Source organism: Paenibacillus sp. USHLN196, assembly GCF_037144955.1.
Lineage (GTDB): Bacteria > Bacillota > Bacilli > Paenibacillales > Paenibacillaceae > Paenibacillus > Paenibacillus xylanexedens_C.
In genome coordinates this window covers 29,867-44,356 of sequence record NZ_JBBCYH010000012.1, presented here as the reverse complement: position 1 = coordinate 44,356, position 14,490 = coordinate 29,867, and the positions used below count along the sequence as shown (strand labels likewise).

At 45.1% G+C, this 14,490-nt stretch carries 13 protein-coding genes; 10 read left to right on the top strand and 3 right to left on the bottom strand.

Translation table 11 applies throughout. The features are described from left to right. The first annotated feature begins 149 nt into the window (after positions 1-149). The gene (locus WFI24_RS24880) at positions 150-1,775 is read left to right on the top strand and encodes an ABC-F family ATP-binding cassette domain-containing protein (protein ID WP_145325810.1); all 1,626 of its coding nucleotides are present in this window, start codon (positions 150-152) and stop codon (positions 1,773-1,775) included. A 115-nt stretch (positions 1,776-1,890) separates the two neighbouring features. Here the strand turns inward: WFI24_RS24880 and WFI24_RS24875 are convergent, their stop codons facing one another. Next, positions 1,891-2,079: a hypothetical protein gene (locus tag WFI24_RS24875; RefSeq protein ID WP_017692261.1), complete on the bottom strand. Its 189-nt coding sequence runs from the start codon at positions 2,077-2,079 to the stop codon at positions 1,891-1,893. Positions 2,080-2,369: 290 nt separating this feature from the next. On the opposite strand from WFI24_RS24875, the gene WFI24_RS24870 reads away from it, so the two are divergent. Then, positions 2,370-3,257 carry a cation diffusion facilitator family transporter gene (locus WFI24_RS24870; RefSeq protein ID WP_145325809.1) on the top strand — a complete coding sequence of 296 codons (888 nt, stop codon included), beginning with the start codon at positions 2,370-2,372 and terminating at the stop codon, positions 3,255-3,257. Positions 3,258-3,348: 91 nt separating this feature from the next. On the opposite strand, the gene WFI24_RS24865 is transcribed toward WFI24_RS24870, so the two are convergent. Continuing rightward, on the bottom strand, positions 3,349-3,831 hold the full coding sequence (locus WFI24_RS24865) for a hypothetical protein (protein ID WP_336764740.1): 483 nt from the start codon (positions 3,829-3,831) through the stop codon (positions 3,349-3,351). 363 nt (positions 3,832-4,194) lie between these two features. Further along, entirely contained in the window at positions 4,195-4,359 is a 165-nt protein-coding gene (locus WFI24_RS24860; protein ID WP_017692264.1) for a DUF1328 domain-containing protein, read from the bottom strand. Between the two features lie 221 nt (positions 4,360-4,580). Here WFI24_RS24860 and WFI24_RS24855 point away from each other — a divergent pair, with 221 nt between their 5' ends. From WFI24_RS24855 to WFI24_RS24820, 8 genes are all read left to right on the top strand, one after another. Then, positions 4,581-5,090, top strand: coding sequence for a DUF948 domain-containing protein (locus WFI24_RS24855; RefSeq protein WP_336764739.1), 510 nt, complete (start codon positions 4,581-4,583; stop codon positions 5,088-5,090). Positions 5,091-5,158: 68 nt separating this feature from the next. Continuing rightward, a complete protein-coding gene (locus tag WFI24_RS24850; RefSeq protein WP_336764738.1) occupies positions 5,159-5,692 on the top strand; it encodes a hypothetical protein in 534 nt (177 codons plus the stop codon). A 94-nt stretch (positions 5,693-5,786) separates the two neighbouring features. After that, on the top strand, positions 5,787-6,131 hold the full coding sequence (locus WFI24_RS24845) for a general stress protein (protein ID WP_062836465.1): 345 nt from the start codon (positions 5,787-5,789) through the stop codon (positions 6,129-6,131). 388 nt (positions 6,132-6,519) lie between these two features. Continuing rightward, positions 6,520-7,689: a PP2C family protein-serine/threonine phosphatase gene (locus WFI24_RS24840; RefSeq protein WP_336764737.1), complete on the top strand. Its 1,170-nt coding sequence runs from the start codon at positions 6,520-6,522 to the stop codon at positions 7,687-7,689. After that, on the top strand, positions 7,686-11,411 hold the full coding sequence (locus tag WFI24_RS24835) for a response regulator (RefSeq protein WP_336764736.1): 3,726 nt from the start codon (positions 7,686-7,688) through the stop codon (positions 11,409-11,411). Before WFI24_RS24840 ends, WFI24_RS24835 begins: the two co-directional genes overlap by 4 nt. 86 nt (positions 11,412-11,497) lie before the next feature. Next, a complete protein-coding gene (locus WFI24_RS24830; protein ID WP_145325804.1) occupies positions 11,498-12,370 on the top strand; it encodes a CheR family methyltransferase in 873 nt (290 codons plus the stop codon). A 15-nt stretch (positions 12,371-12,385) separates the two neighbouring features. After that, positions 12,386-14,062, top strand: coding sequence for a response regulator (locus tag WFI24_RS24825; protein ID WP_336764735.1), 1,677 nt, complete (start codon positions 12,386-12,388; stop codon positions 14,060-14,062). Between the two features lie 86 nt (positions 14,063-14,148). Continuing rightward, positions 14,149-14,487: an STAS domain-containing protein gene (locus WFI24_RS24820; RefSeq protein WP_145325802.1), complete on the top strand. Its 339-nt coding sequence runs from the start codon at positions 14,149-14,151 to the stop codon at positions 14,485-14,487. Positions 14,488-14,490 lie beyond the last annotated feature (3 nt).

Genomic DNA, 14,490 nt, shown 5'->3' with positions numbered 1-14,490 from the left:
AATCAGTAAAAAGCGGCCAATTTTCGAATTTGCCGCTTTTTTGTGTTATAATATGGTGCCAGAATAGGCATCGGGATATTGAATCCATGATTTACGCAACTTGCTATTCATGCAGTATGAAGATTAACCAATAAAGGATGGTATGCTTAATGATCAGTACAAGCGGCATCACGCTCCGCTACGGAAAACGTGCACTTTTTGAAGATGTAAATATCAAATTCACACCAGGAAACTGTTATGGCCTGATCGGCGCCAACGGAGCCGGCAAATCCACGTTCTTGAAAATTTTGTCCGGTGAAATTGAATCAAACTCGGGAGAGGTGCACATCACCCCGGGCGAACGTATGGCCGTTTTGAAGCAAAACCACTTTGAATATGATGAGTATCCGGTTCTCGAAACGGTAATTATGGGCCATAGTCGTCTCTATGCCATTATGAAAGAAAAAGATACGCTGTATGCCAAAGCGGACTTCACTGAAGAAGACGGCCTGCGTGCAGGTGAGCTTGAAGGTGAATTCGCCGAGTTGAATGGCTGGGATGCTGAGCCGGATGCAGCGGCACTCCTGATCGGTCTGGGTATCGATCGTGACATGCACGAGAAGAAAATGATTGAACTGAGTGGTAACGAAAAAGTTCGTGTCCTGCTTGCACAAGCATTGTTTGGTCGACCAAACAACCTGTTGCTCGATGAGCCTACCAACCACTTGGATCTCGAATCCATTCAATGGCTTGAGAACTTCTTGATGGACTATGAAGGTACTGTTATTGTGGTATCCCATGACCGTCACTTCCTGAACAAAGTATGTACGCACATTGCGGATATCGACTTTGGTAAAATCCAGCTGTACGTAGGTAACTATGATTTCTGGTACGAGTCCAGCCAATTGGCACTTGCTTTGCAGCGCGATGCTAACAAGAAAAAAGAAGAGAAGATTAAAGAGCTCCAAGCCTTTATTCAACGTTTCTCTGCGAATGCCTCGAAATCGAAACAGGCGACTTCCCGGAAGAAACAACTCGACAAAATCACGCTGGATGACCTTCGTCCATCGAACCGTAAATATCCGTTTATCAACTTCAAACCTGAGCGTGAAGCCGGTAAACAATTGTTGACTGTAGATCGTATCAGCAAATCGATTGATGGCGTGAACATGCTGAATGATATCAGCTTTGTCGTGAACAAAGGGGATAAAATCGCATTTGTTGGCCCGAATGGTAATGCCAAGTCACTCTTGTTTGATATTCTTATGGGTGAAACGGAATTGGATAGCGGCGAATACACTTGGGGCGTAACAACAACTCAAGCTTATTTCCCAAAAGACAACTCCAAATATTTTGACGGTGTAGACATGACGCTCGTGGATTGGCTTCGTCAATATTCCAAAGATCAGGATGAAACGTACCTGCGTGGATTCTTGGGACGTATGCTGTTCTCAGGTGAGGAATCCTTGAAAAAGGCAAGTGTACTCTCCGGGGGCGAGAAAGTTCGCTGTATGCTGGCGAAAATGATGCAGACGGGTGCTAACGCATTAATTCTGGATGAGCCTACGAACCACTTGGATCTCGAATCCATCACAGCCTTGAACAATGGTATGATTGATTTTGACGGCACAATGCTGTTCACATCCCATGACCATCAGTTCATTCAAACGATTGCTAACCGGATTATCGAAATTACGCCGAATGGCATCATTGATCGCCAAATGAGCTATGACGAATATCTGGAAAGTGATGAAATTAAAGAACTGCGCAATAAAATGTATCCGGTAGAAGCTTAAAATAAGCATCATCTACGATACGTTATGCATAGGAACACCAAAGAACCGCAAGCCTCTGTGAAGAGAGCTTGCGGTTCTTTTGGTTATGCACTGGGTATCTTTGCGGCTCTAAGTCCTAAGATCCACCAGTACGACGACGTTGGTTGTTAGGCTTCTTGTTGTTCTGACTCTTCATCGCTTTTGGTCCGCCTTCAAAGTAGGCGCTGGATTGGTTACCGGAATTAGCTTGTTCTTTCTTTTGTGCCAGCTTCTGGCGTATAGCATCCTGCAAACTGACCTTTTTCGGTTCGTTATTTTCGCTCATCGTTATTTCCCTCCCGGTCTTACAGTAAGCCGTCCAGATTGGACGGGATGTACCTATTTTATACGTTTTACAAAAGCCCCACAAGGGCAACCTGATAAAATGCTCAAATCCTTTGGTTTTACCCAGGCCAACATTCTTTCTCAGCACCTACAGCCCTGCCGTCTGGCAACTTTGTTTCGGCTTGCCTACAGCAATGCAGCTTGGCAACACTGTTTCTGTAGACCCACACGCTCCGCATTTGGTAACATGGAAAAACCGTAATACGAAACGTTAAAGGAGTGTCGCCCGGTTTGAACGCTTATGATGAAATACGAAAAGGGGAGCGAGGCGCTTGGGTTAGTATCGTAGCCTATCTCGTCTTGTCCGCCTTTAAGCTGATCTGTGGATATTTATTTGCATCCAGCGCTTTATTGGCGGATGGTTTTAATAACCTTACGGATATTGTGGCGTCTGTTGCTGTATTGATTGGGCTGCGGATCTCTCAGAAACCCCCTGATTCGGATCATGCCTATGGTCATTTTAGAGCGGAGACTGTTGCTGCCTTGGTGGCTTCATTTATTATGGCTATGGTTGGGCTGCAAGTATTGGTTGAAGCCGTTCGTTCCTGGTATGAAGGAGCCTTTGTTGCTCCTAATCTGTGGGCGGCAGCGGTGGCTGTGGTCTGTGCGGTAGTGATGTTAGGTGTGTATCGTTACAATCACCGTCTCGCCAAACAAATTAACAGCCAGGCCCTGATGGCTGCAGCCAAAGATAATCGCTCGGATGCCTGGGTCAGCATCGGCGCTGCAGTTGGCATTATCGGTGCGCAGTTCGGACTGCCTTGGCTGGATAAAGTAGCTGCGATAGCTGTAGGCCTGTTGATCTGCAAGACGGCTTGGGAGATTTTCCGGGATTCTACACATCGTCTTACCGATGGATTTGATCAAAAAGAACTGACGGATCTCAGATCTTCCGTAGCTCGGGTTCCGGGCGTGGAAATGATCAAGGATGTCAAAGCACGTGTGCATGGCAGTCATGTACTTGTGGATGTGGTGATTGAAGTGGACGGAGGCCTAAGCCTGATTGAAGGCCATCAGATCTGTGACAGAGTGGAAGAGCGGTTGAAGCGATCACATAACATCATGCATGTGCATGTACATGTGGAACCGAAGATGGATGAGGTTACTGGGAACCCTTGAACAGAGAGTGAACATATGGGAACATCAAAAGAGGACAGCTGCGATTAAACGCGCTGTCCTCTTTACATATCGTTAGAACGACTATACGATATTATTGAATGGCAACGTGGATCCACGCTTTGCCTTTCCAAGTGTATACTTGAACCCACTCGCCGCCATCGAATCCGTCAACAACTTCACCTGTTGTATCGATAACTTGGGAGCTTAATGCACCGATTGGTTTACCGTTAGGTGCATCATAGAACCAAGTGCGCTCCAGAAGGTTCAGCAACATCGTTGGTACCAGTACTACATCGCCTGGTTTTACAACTGGTTCGTCAAATAACTTATCTGTTGTAGGAGAAGGGTTATTACCATTAGTGCTGTAGGTAGCACCGGTTACTGTCTCAGTAGTACCTTCTACAGTTTCTACAGCAGGTTTGTTCACTTCAACAGCCGGAGTTGTTGTCGTTGTTGTAGCTTCTGTTCCTTTTTCCGGGGTCACCGTTCCAGTAACCGCTTCCTCAGCACCCGCAGCGGCAGCCATCGAACCCATCAACGTTAAAGCAGCGGCAAAACTTACGATTTTTTTCATTTTGTTTTTCCTCCTCGGTAGGTATGTAAAATGTTGTCCTGATTACAAGTAACCAAGCAAGCACCCTTATGAATCACAAATTATAACAATATTTTCTTGAATCCTCCAGTGTCAACTGGCTCATATGTGGGTATGTAGCAAGCCTGTAAATATCATACTTCAGTGGGATAAAACCGGGTTGGCTATCTCAAAAAGGTCCTGTTTTTTGGGATTCATACGAAGGGGGATTGGAATAAAGCAGAAAGGAGTGCAGTACATAATATAGAAGGTTGACCTGTGTCTGAACGCACAAAAGCCAATCGGCTTGGTAGCACGATCGGCTTTTGTATGTATTCGTCTTATTGACTCATTCGGAACATCAGGTTATCGCATTCGGCTGCGTCCCGTAATAAGGGAGATCACGAACAGTACTACAAAGATGAAGAACAGTACTTTGGCGATTGAAGCAGCTGCCTCAACAATACCGAAGAATCCGAAGATACCTGCAACCAGTGCAATAATTAGAAATAATACAGACCATTTCAACATGAGGATTCATCCTTTCGTTTACTGATTTGTGGAGTGAGTTGTGTTTCACCTCACCGCCTTGTGTAGTCTAACTTTAACCGAGTGTTCTCCGGTTGAAACATTGGTTTTTTTCCAAGCGCATGCATATATGAAGCGACATATAATATTGTTTCGTCAGGGAAATCGCCGGGTAACTATAGCAATAACAAAACTGATGCACATATGGAAAGAGAGGTTCTTTTATGATCTATCAAATTAGCGTGGCCCTGATTGCAGTGGCATTTGCAGTACTTGTTTTCTTCTTGATTCGTACCTTGAAATCAGCACAGGGTTCTTTGGACAATGTCTCACAGACATTACAGGAGGTACAGAAGACCATTGACGAACTTAGTTATGAAGTGAAACAGACGGTAAGACATGCCAATGACATTACAGTGGATGTGCAGCACAAAATGAAAAAAATCGATCCTGTGATGGAATCTGTTGAGAATCTCGGAGAAGTGTTGAATGAAGTGACGGCAGCAGCCAAACAAGTCTCCACGACGCTGATGGCCAGATTTCAGACCAAACGAAACCATACTGAAGAGACGAAGCATGCTAAACCGTCTCATGTAACAGCACCGCCTGCTACATCAACGGACCGTACCCTGCAATCCTATGAAGCTACATATAATGGTGATGCCAAGGGCGGGAAGAACTGGATGAAGTATATCGATGTTGCAGCAAATGTATGGCAACGCATGCGCAAATAACATGACCGCTTTGTAATCCATAAAGAAACCTTCAGAGCGGCAATGAACCTGATGAAAGGGTGAGAATCATGATGAAACTACTGCTTGTGATGTTTAGCGTAATTTCTCCCTTTTCCGTTCAACCGGCAGCGGTGCCCGCTGCTCACGATATGCAATGGACGGCAATGGAAGAGAAGGCGTCAGAGGTGACTCTGGCTGTTGATCGTTCCGAGACTTTCCAGCATTTTCGGACTCTGAATGGCATTTCTCTGGATGACACCATGAATGACTTGTTGGCCAAGAAGGGCCAGCCAGGGCATAAGCAGGAAGATCCTTATCTGGGGTGTCCTGAATATCACTTTCATGATGTGAAAGTTGGCTTGTGTGAAGATAAGGATGTTATTCAATATGTGCATATCGATGCATCTGAGAATCACATCATGTTAAACGGTGAGAAAATTGAGATGAATATTGAAGCGATCCATCAAGCTCTTGGTAAACCGTATTATGTGGCTGAGGACGGAGAAGTGTTTCTCCGTGGAAATCAGGCCTTAAAGGTATATATGAAGTCAGGCTCCAGCCAGATCAATGGCATTGATCTTTTTGATGACACGGTTTCCTAGAATTGGTTATTACACAATCGTTTCAACCCCATATCGTATGGTTATATACTAAGTAGCTCGTTATAGAAGATTAAATCAGAGGAGAGTGGAAACGATGAATTCAACCAATGCGCAAGCTTATGCAAAAGTGGTAGAAAACGGAGTCCAGGCGGTAGAAGCGGTGAAAGAATTGCAGATTACCGGTTACCTTGCTGATCATATCTTTGTTCTCGCCCATGAGAAGGATCGTACAGATCGAATTGCCGATACGGCAGATGCCAAAGAAATTGGTATTAAGGAAGAAGGCGTATTTGATTCCTTGGCGAATCTGTTCCGCTCACGTGGTGATGAACTCCGGGCCAAAATAGTCTCGATGGGCTTTACCGAAGCCGAAGCCGACTTTTACGAGAGTGAACTCGACAAAGGTAAAGTACTCGTTATTGCTAAAAAGAAAGATTAACCAATATACTCTGCAAGTTGAAGCTTGCGGAACATGGACAAGCTTCTGAGACACTTATGTAAAAGGCTTAATCAAAAACATAGATAAGGAATGGGGCTTTCCCCATTCCTTATCTATGTTTTTGCAAGTTTGGAAGCGGGATCAGGACGCTGCAAAAACAGGGTGAAAGAGCAGGAGGTCTTCTGCAATGTTCCCATTTACTGATAAAAGTTTGTTCAAAAAGTCTGCTTTTGAACACGTATCAATAGAAGTTTTTCGTTTTTAAGATTATAGTTATACTAGGAATTATTATGTCTACTGCCGTTTTGTATGCAAAATTTGTATAATTAAGGTTGGTTTAACCTAATAAGAATCGACAAACCCGGACGCCACAGATAAGGAGATATCAATGAGAATACTTATTGTTGACGACAATCCGACGAATGTCATTATCATTCGAGAAATTCTGAAAAAAGAAAATTATCGTGACATTGTAACGGCGAGTTCCGCCATGGAAATGTTTGAAGTTTTGGGAATTGGAGAGGAAAGCAATGAACTTCGTCCAAGACCGTCGGATATTGACCTCATTTTGCTAGATATGATGATGCCTGAGATGGATGGCATCGAAGCTTGCGGTATTGTGCAGAAATTTGAAAACCTGAAGGATATTCCGATTATTATGGTGACTGCCATCGGTGACTCCAAAAAACTTGCCGAAGCATTGGATGCTGGCGCATCCGACTATGTAACCAAACCGATTAACAAAGTCGAATTGATGGCCAGAATTCGACTCGCACTTCGTTTGAAACAAGAGAAGGATTGGCACAAAGAGCGTGATCAGCGTATCCAGGATGAGCTGAAGCTGGCAGCAATGGTTCAGAATGCCGTATTAAGTCCGGCACTCCGGGATCCTTTGTTTCAAGTGCATGCCATCTACAAACCTTCCTTCGAACTGGCGGGTGATCTGTATTCGTGGTATCCGCTCGGGGAAGGCCGTTATGGGGTACTGCTGCTCGACATGATGGGACATGGGATATCTTCATCCTTGTTTACGATGTTTATTGCTTCTGTCTTGAAAGATACGGTAACCACCTACGTCGATCCGGAGAAGGTTATTCAGGAGTTGAACCGGCGCTTCAATCAGCTCCATCTGGGGAAACAATTGGTACAGTATTATTTCACGGCTATCTATCTGGTTGTAGATACACGGATGAAGCGTATTGATTATGTCAACGCAGGGCATCCGCCTGCATTGTTCTTCCAAGATGACGGCAGTGTCACTACTTTTGACAGCGTCTGCTGTCCTGTTGGTTTATTTGACAAAATGGATATTGAGCCACAAACGATCCATTACGAAGGTGACGGGCATATTGCGCTTTATACAGATGGTTTATTGGAAGCTGTTCAGGGTGGTCAGGAGGAACAGCACGAATTCCTGATTGAAAAACTGAGCGGTTCTCATCAGTGGAATGAAACTGCCATGCAGGCGCTGTTTTTCGACGACGAGATTTCACAGGAACGTGATGATGATAAATGTCTGGTCTGGATTACTCTGGAAAAAGGGGCGGATGCTGAATGAAGATCAGGAATAAACTGCTGATTGGCTTTACCGCTCTGATGGCCATTTTGATTGTGCTCACATTTGTGAGTTATGAACGGCTGAACAGCAGCAATAAACAGATAGATCAGATGTATCAGGAACGTTATCTAAAAGTAAGATTCACTTCTGCTGCACGCGGAGAGGTTAATGATATCGCTAAAGTGCTGGCTAACTTGTTATTGAATCCAAACAACTCGACTGCAGCAGCAGACGCTGACCTGAAGGAGATGAAGGATCGAGGTGATCGCAACCTCGTAGAAGTGAGAAACCGTGCAGATAGTGCGCCTGAACATCAGCTGGTCGATCGTGTAAATACTGCATGGAATGCTTATACAGCCTATGCTACGAGACAGATTAGCCTGATGTCCCAGGACCGGGTAGAAGATGCAAATAACTACCGCAACTCAACAGGACTTGCCGTGCAAAAAGAAGCCGTAGATAGTTTGAATGCTCTTTCCCGTTACCAGGACCAGGAGATTGATACGGAGATTAAGGACGCTAACGCAGCTTATGCGAGAGCAGTGCAGATTACGATAAGTATCATGATCGCCGGATTGTTGTTGGCACTGGGTGTCATTATGTGGGTGCTGCCAAGCATTACACGTGGTCTGAATACCGTATCCATGATGATCACTAGTTTCGGCAAAGGCCGCTATCGGACTATCCGCCGCATTCAGGTCAACTCGACGGATGAGATTGGTCAGATTGCCAGTGTGTTCAAAGATGTGTCCAGCGATCTGGAAGAAAAACTGGAAGTTGAGAAGGCTTATGTGCAGGCCCAACAGGATCAGAACTGGATGAGTTCGAATATTGCAAGAGTCCCGGAGCTGCTTCGGGGGATTGGATCCATCCGGCAAATTTCACAGATGTTTATCAGTGAGTTCACACCTGTGCTTGGTGCTCAGTTGGGTGTCGTCTATCTGATTGATGAAGAGAAACATCCCGACGAACTGAGACGTTACGGTGCATATGCATTTGAGGAGAACGAAGACGTTGGTAAAGAAATGTATCGGATCGGTGAAGGCTTGATTGGTCAGGCTGCACTCGATATGACACCGATTATTCTGGATAATACGCCTGAAGATTACGTGCATATTGGCTCAGCTTCAGGTTCAACACGTGCTGCGGGTATCATGATCTATCCTGTCGTGTTCGAGGATGAATTGATTGGTGTTGTTGAAGTGGCTTCCTTTGAAGGGTTCAATGAATTGCACAAGCAATTGTTCTCTCAACTGATCATGAACTTGGGCGTTATATTGAATAATGTTCGACGTCGTTTGCGTGTGGAGGAGCTACTTCGTGAATCCCAGGCACTGACAGAGGAACTACAGGTTCAATCGGAAGAATTGCAAACACAGCAAGAAGAGCTGCGCCGTTCCAATGAGAATCTGGAGGAGCAGACGGAGGCACTTAAACGTTCCGAGGAATTGTTGCAGCGTCAACAGGAAGAGCTGGAGCATTTCAATACAGAGCTCATTGCCAAGACGAGAGCGCTTGAGGAGCAGGTACGCGAAGTTGAAGAGAAAAATGACGAAATTGAGAAAACGAAGACACAGTTGGAACAACAAGCTACGCAATTGTCGATGACAAGCAAGTACAAGTCCGAATTTTTGGCGAATATGTCGCATGAACTCCGTACACCACTGAATAGTCTGCTGATTCTCTCTCAGCTATTGTCTGAGAACAAGGGCGGAAACCTGACTGACAAGCAGCAGGAATATGCTCAAACCATCTACATGTCAGGTGCGGATCTGCTGAAGATGATTGATGAGATTCTGGATCTGTCCAAGGTGGACGCAGGTAAGATGGATATCAACTATGAGACAGTTCGAATGGAAGAGCTGACCAGCTTTGTTGAGCAGAATTTTGGACCGATGGCGAATAAAAAGGAACTCAACTTGAATATTGAGTTCGACAGCAATTTACCAGAATGGGTATACACCGACAGTCATCGCGTCAAACAGATTTTACGAAACTTGTTGTCGAACGCGTTTAAGTTTACCAACCGTGGTTCGGTCAGTCTGATTGGACGGCGGATGAAAGCTGAAGAACTGCCGGGATATATGAATACCAATCAGGAATATATCGGATTTAGTGTGAAAGACACCGGTATTGGCATTCCATCCGACAAGACAGATCTAATTTTTGAAGCGTTCCAGCAAGTGGACGGGACAACAAGTCGGAAATATGGTGGAACTGGCCTAGGATTGTCCATTAGCAGGGAACTGGCACGTTTGCTTGGTGGCGCTATACAGGTGGAATCGTCCGAAGGGGAAGGTAGTATCTTTACCTTGTATCTGCCGGATAATCATGAAGAGGAAGCTCTGGCGAAGGAAGGTGCTTCAAGAGAAGCGGCGGTATCCTCTGAGATGCTTTATGAACAGTCCACCGAAACACGGACTATGCTATCAAGTCATCAGTCCATTCTCTCTCCTGAACCGGAGCGGAGCGTGGATACGGATCTGTCTCCTACCCATACACCAGATGTCACGCAGATTGAAGATGATCGGGAGAATCTCATGGAAGGTGACAAGATCCTTCTCATCATTGAAGATGATGTGAACTTTGCACATATATTGATGGATATGGCGAGAGGTAGAGGTTTCAAGGCACTTGTTGCCCTTCAAGGTGATAAAGGGCTTGAAATGGCACGTCAATATCTGCCGGATGCCATTATTCTGGATATCCAATTGCCAGTTATGGACGGTTGGACCATTCTGGGTGAGCTGAAGAGCAGTTCGGCAACACGCCATATTCCGGTACATGTGATTTCGGTCATTGATGATATGAAGCAAGGATTGATGATGGGCGCCATTGCGTATCTGAAAAAACCGTCCAGCAAGGATTCACTGGATAAAGCTTTCTCGCATATCAAATCCTATACCGAGAATCAGCTGAAACGACTCTTGATTGTAGAAGATGATGAGATTCAGCGTAAAGCCATTATTGAATTGATTGGTCATGATGATGTTGCAATTACAGCAGTATCCACAGGTAGTGAGGCTTTGAATGAATTACACAGTCAGCGTTATGACTGCATGGTACTGGATCTGATGTTAACGGATATGACCGGGTTCGAGTTGCTCGACCAGATCCGGGATGATGAATATCTGAACGATCTGCCGATTATAATTTATACAGGCAAAGAACTGGATTCCAAAGAAGAAATGAAGCTGCGCAAATATGCAGAATCCATCATTATCAAGGATGTGAAGTCACCGGAACGTCTGTTGGATGAGACCACACTGTTCCTGCATCGGGTGGAAGCCAATTTGCCGGAAGACAAGCGTCGCATCTTGCAGAAGCTGCACAACAAGGAAACGTTATTTGAAGGCAAGAAAATATTGCTTGTAGATGACGATATTCGTAATGTATTTGCCCTTTCAAGTGTCCTTGAAGGCTATCGTATGGATGTAACGTTTGCAGAGAATGGTCGTGAGGCTCTGGAAATTCTGGAGAAAAATCCGGAAATTGATCTGGTGCTGATGGATATGATGATGCCAGAAATGGATGGTTACGAAGCGATGACACGAATTAGACAGATACCGCAGTTTGAAAAGTTACCGATTATTGCGCTTACGGCCAAAGCCATGAAAGAGGATAGAGGCAAATGTATTGAGGCTGGAGCATCTGACTATGTGAAAAAACCAATTCAGACAGATCAATTGTTATCCTTAATGCGCGTATGGCTGTATTCGTAAGTTCATTATTCGTATGTTCATTGTTTGGGTAATGAAAGACAATACGATGAATACGCAAGTAACAAATGAAGAAGTGGAGAGAAATTATGACACCGTGGGAACCTACCGAAACAGGGACAGATTTGGTCCGCATGCCGCAAGATGAAGAGCGCGAGCTGATCGAGATTGAGTTGCTGTTGGAAGGCATGCACCGTTTATATGGTTATGATTTTAGAAACTATGCACTGCCATCCCTGAAGCGAAGAATCTGGCATCATGCACATGCCGAAGGTGTTAAGAGCATATCCGGCTTGCAGGAGCGTGTCCTTCATGACCGTTCCGCGTTTGAACGTTTTGTACAGAACTTGTCCATCCCTGTAACGGAAATGTTTCGAGATCCCTCGCTTTTCCGAATGTTTCGGGAACAGATTATTCCTATTCTGAGAACCTATCCGTACATCCGAATCTGGCATGCGGGTTGCTCTACGGGAGAGGAAGTCTATTCCATGGCCATCATGTTGCATGAGGAAGGACTGTATGACAAGGCAAGAATCTACGCAACCGATATGAATGATCGGTCATTGCAACAGGCTAAAGAGGGCGTCTACGGTATTGAGAAAATGAAATTATTTACTACAAATTATTTGGAGGCAGGGGGTACCAGAGCCTTCTCCGAGTACTATACAGCGAAATACAATTCGGTGATGTTTCACCCATTTCTAAGGAAGAACATTATATTCGCCGAGCACAATCTGGCAACAGATCGGTCATTTAACGAGTTTAATGTTATCTTTTGCCGAAATGTCATGATTTATTTCAATGATGAACTACGGAACCATGTGCATGGGCTGTTTCACGAGAGCCTGAGCCACTTTGGAATTCTGGTTCTGGGGTCTAAAGAATCGATACATTTTACAGAGTTCAGTGATACCTATGAGCCGTTAGACCGGACCGAAAAAATATACCGGAAGATCAAATAGGGGGTTAGGTTAGCCATGGGGCTCAATGAACCAATCCACATATTATTGGTAGATGACCGCCCTGAGAACTTGCTTGCTCTTGAAGCGGTTCTGGAATCGGAACAATATAAACTCGTTAAGGCAACTTCCGGAGAAGAGGCACTCCGCTGTCTGCTGAAAGACGAATTTGCGGTTATCGTACTTGATGTGCAGATGCCTGGCATGGACGGAATTGAGACAGCAAAGTTAATTAAGGCACGGGACAAGTCCAAGGATGTGCCGATCATCTTCATCTCTGCGAATAGCAGAGAGGCGGAGCACTTGTTTGCCGGATATTCAGCCGGGGCCATTGATTACATGGTTAAGCCGTTTATTCCTCAGATTTTGAAATCCAAAATCGAGGGCTTTGTGGAGATGTTTATCACCAATAAACGATTGAAGACACAGACGATGCTGCTTCACCAGAAGACACAGGAACTGGAGAAGATGAACCAACAACTCATTCAGGCCAAGGAAGAAGCGGAGATCGCAGCCAATGCGAAGACCGAGTTCCTGGCGATGATGAGCCATGAGATTCGCACGCCGATGAATGGAGTCATCGGCATGGTGGATCTGCTAATGGAGACGGAACTGAAGGAAGATCAGAAGGAGTACGCAGACATCGTTCGTCGCAGTGCTGATGCACTCGTGACGGTTATCAATGACATTCTTGATTTTACCAAGATGGAATCCGGCAAAATGGAGTTGGAGGAGCATCCTTTCGAACTAGTCTCCTGTATTCGGGAGGTACTGGGATTGTTTGCTGCAGAAGCAGGCAAAAAGAATCTGGAACTGGACTATTTCCTCGAAGATTCTGTCCCTCAATTAATCTATGGAGATATGGCGAGGCTACGCCAGGTTCTCTTGAACCTGATTGCAAATGCAATCAAATTCACCGACCATGGCGGGGTATATCTGATCGTGTCCGTTAAGGAGGAGAATGGCGGACGAATGGCATTAGAGTTTGCCGTGAAGGACACAGGAATAGGCATTGCATCAGACAAGGTTGATCGCCTGTTTCAGCCATTTTCCCAGTTGGATACATCCATGACACGCAAGTACGGTGGAACGGGCTTAGGGCTGGCCATATGCAAGACTCTGGTCGAAATGATGGGTGGACAGATCTATCTGGACACTACGGAGCAGCGGGGGGCAACGTTTGTATTTACCATTCAGGCGAAACGTTATGTAGAAACCGAACTGGTACAGATGAACGGAGAAGAGAATCTGACGGATGTGAAGAATGAGAATAAATATCCTACGGTATTAATTGTGGATGATCATCCCATTAATCAGAAGTTGATGGCGATCATGCTCAGTAAGCTCGGGTTGTTATCGGACATAGCCGAAGATGGGCAGAGCGCACTTGACATGGTGCTTGGTAGCCGTCATGCCTATGACTATGTATTCATGGATCTGCAGATGCCTGTGATGGACGGTCTGGAATGTACACGGCGGATTAGAGAGAGCTTGCCCCAGTCCAACCAGCCCATCATTATAGCCATGACTGCGAACGTTATGGAAGGAATTCAGCAACGCTGTACTGCCGCAGGTATGGATGATTATATTAGTAAGCCGGTGAAAATGGGGAATGTAAAACAGAAAATAGCCCAGTTTCAGAAATCACGACAAATGTTGAACTCAGGTCCATCTGCCATGAATCATGCCAATTGAAACATTTGCCAAACTTCTTTTTGTTTCACTCGTGCTGAAGTTGGGTTATTAGGTAAGGAAACCATTGATCAGGAGAGAGATGTCTAATGAATACAAATAAGAATGAAAAATTCAATGCAAGAACTGAAACAGAAGACGGTGTGTGCACAGTGTATCTGACTGGCGAACTGGATTTGTCTGTCGCTCCTGACTTCCGCTTGGTGATGGAGCCGCTCGTGGACAACAAGGAACAGGATCTTATGATCAACATGAAAGACTTGAAGTATATCGATAGTACAGGGATTGGCATCCTGCTATCTGTTCTGAAGGCTAGACATGGAATGGAAGCTCGCTTTGAAGTACAGGAAGTTCCTGCGCAAATCCAGAAACTTTTTGACATGACGGGCATCGCCAAATTCTTTGTCACACAGAAGAATTCCCAATAGGAA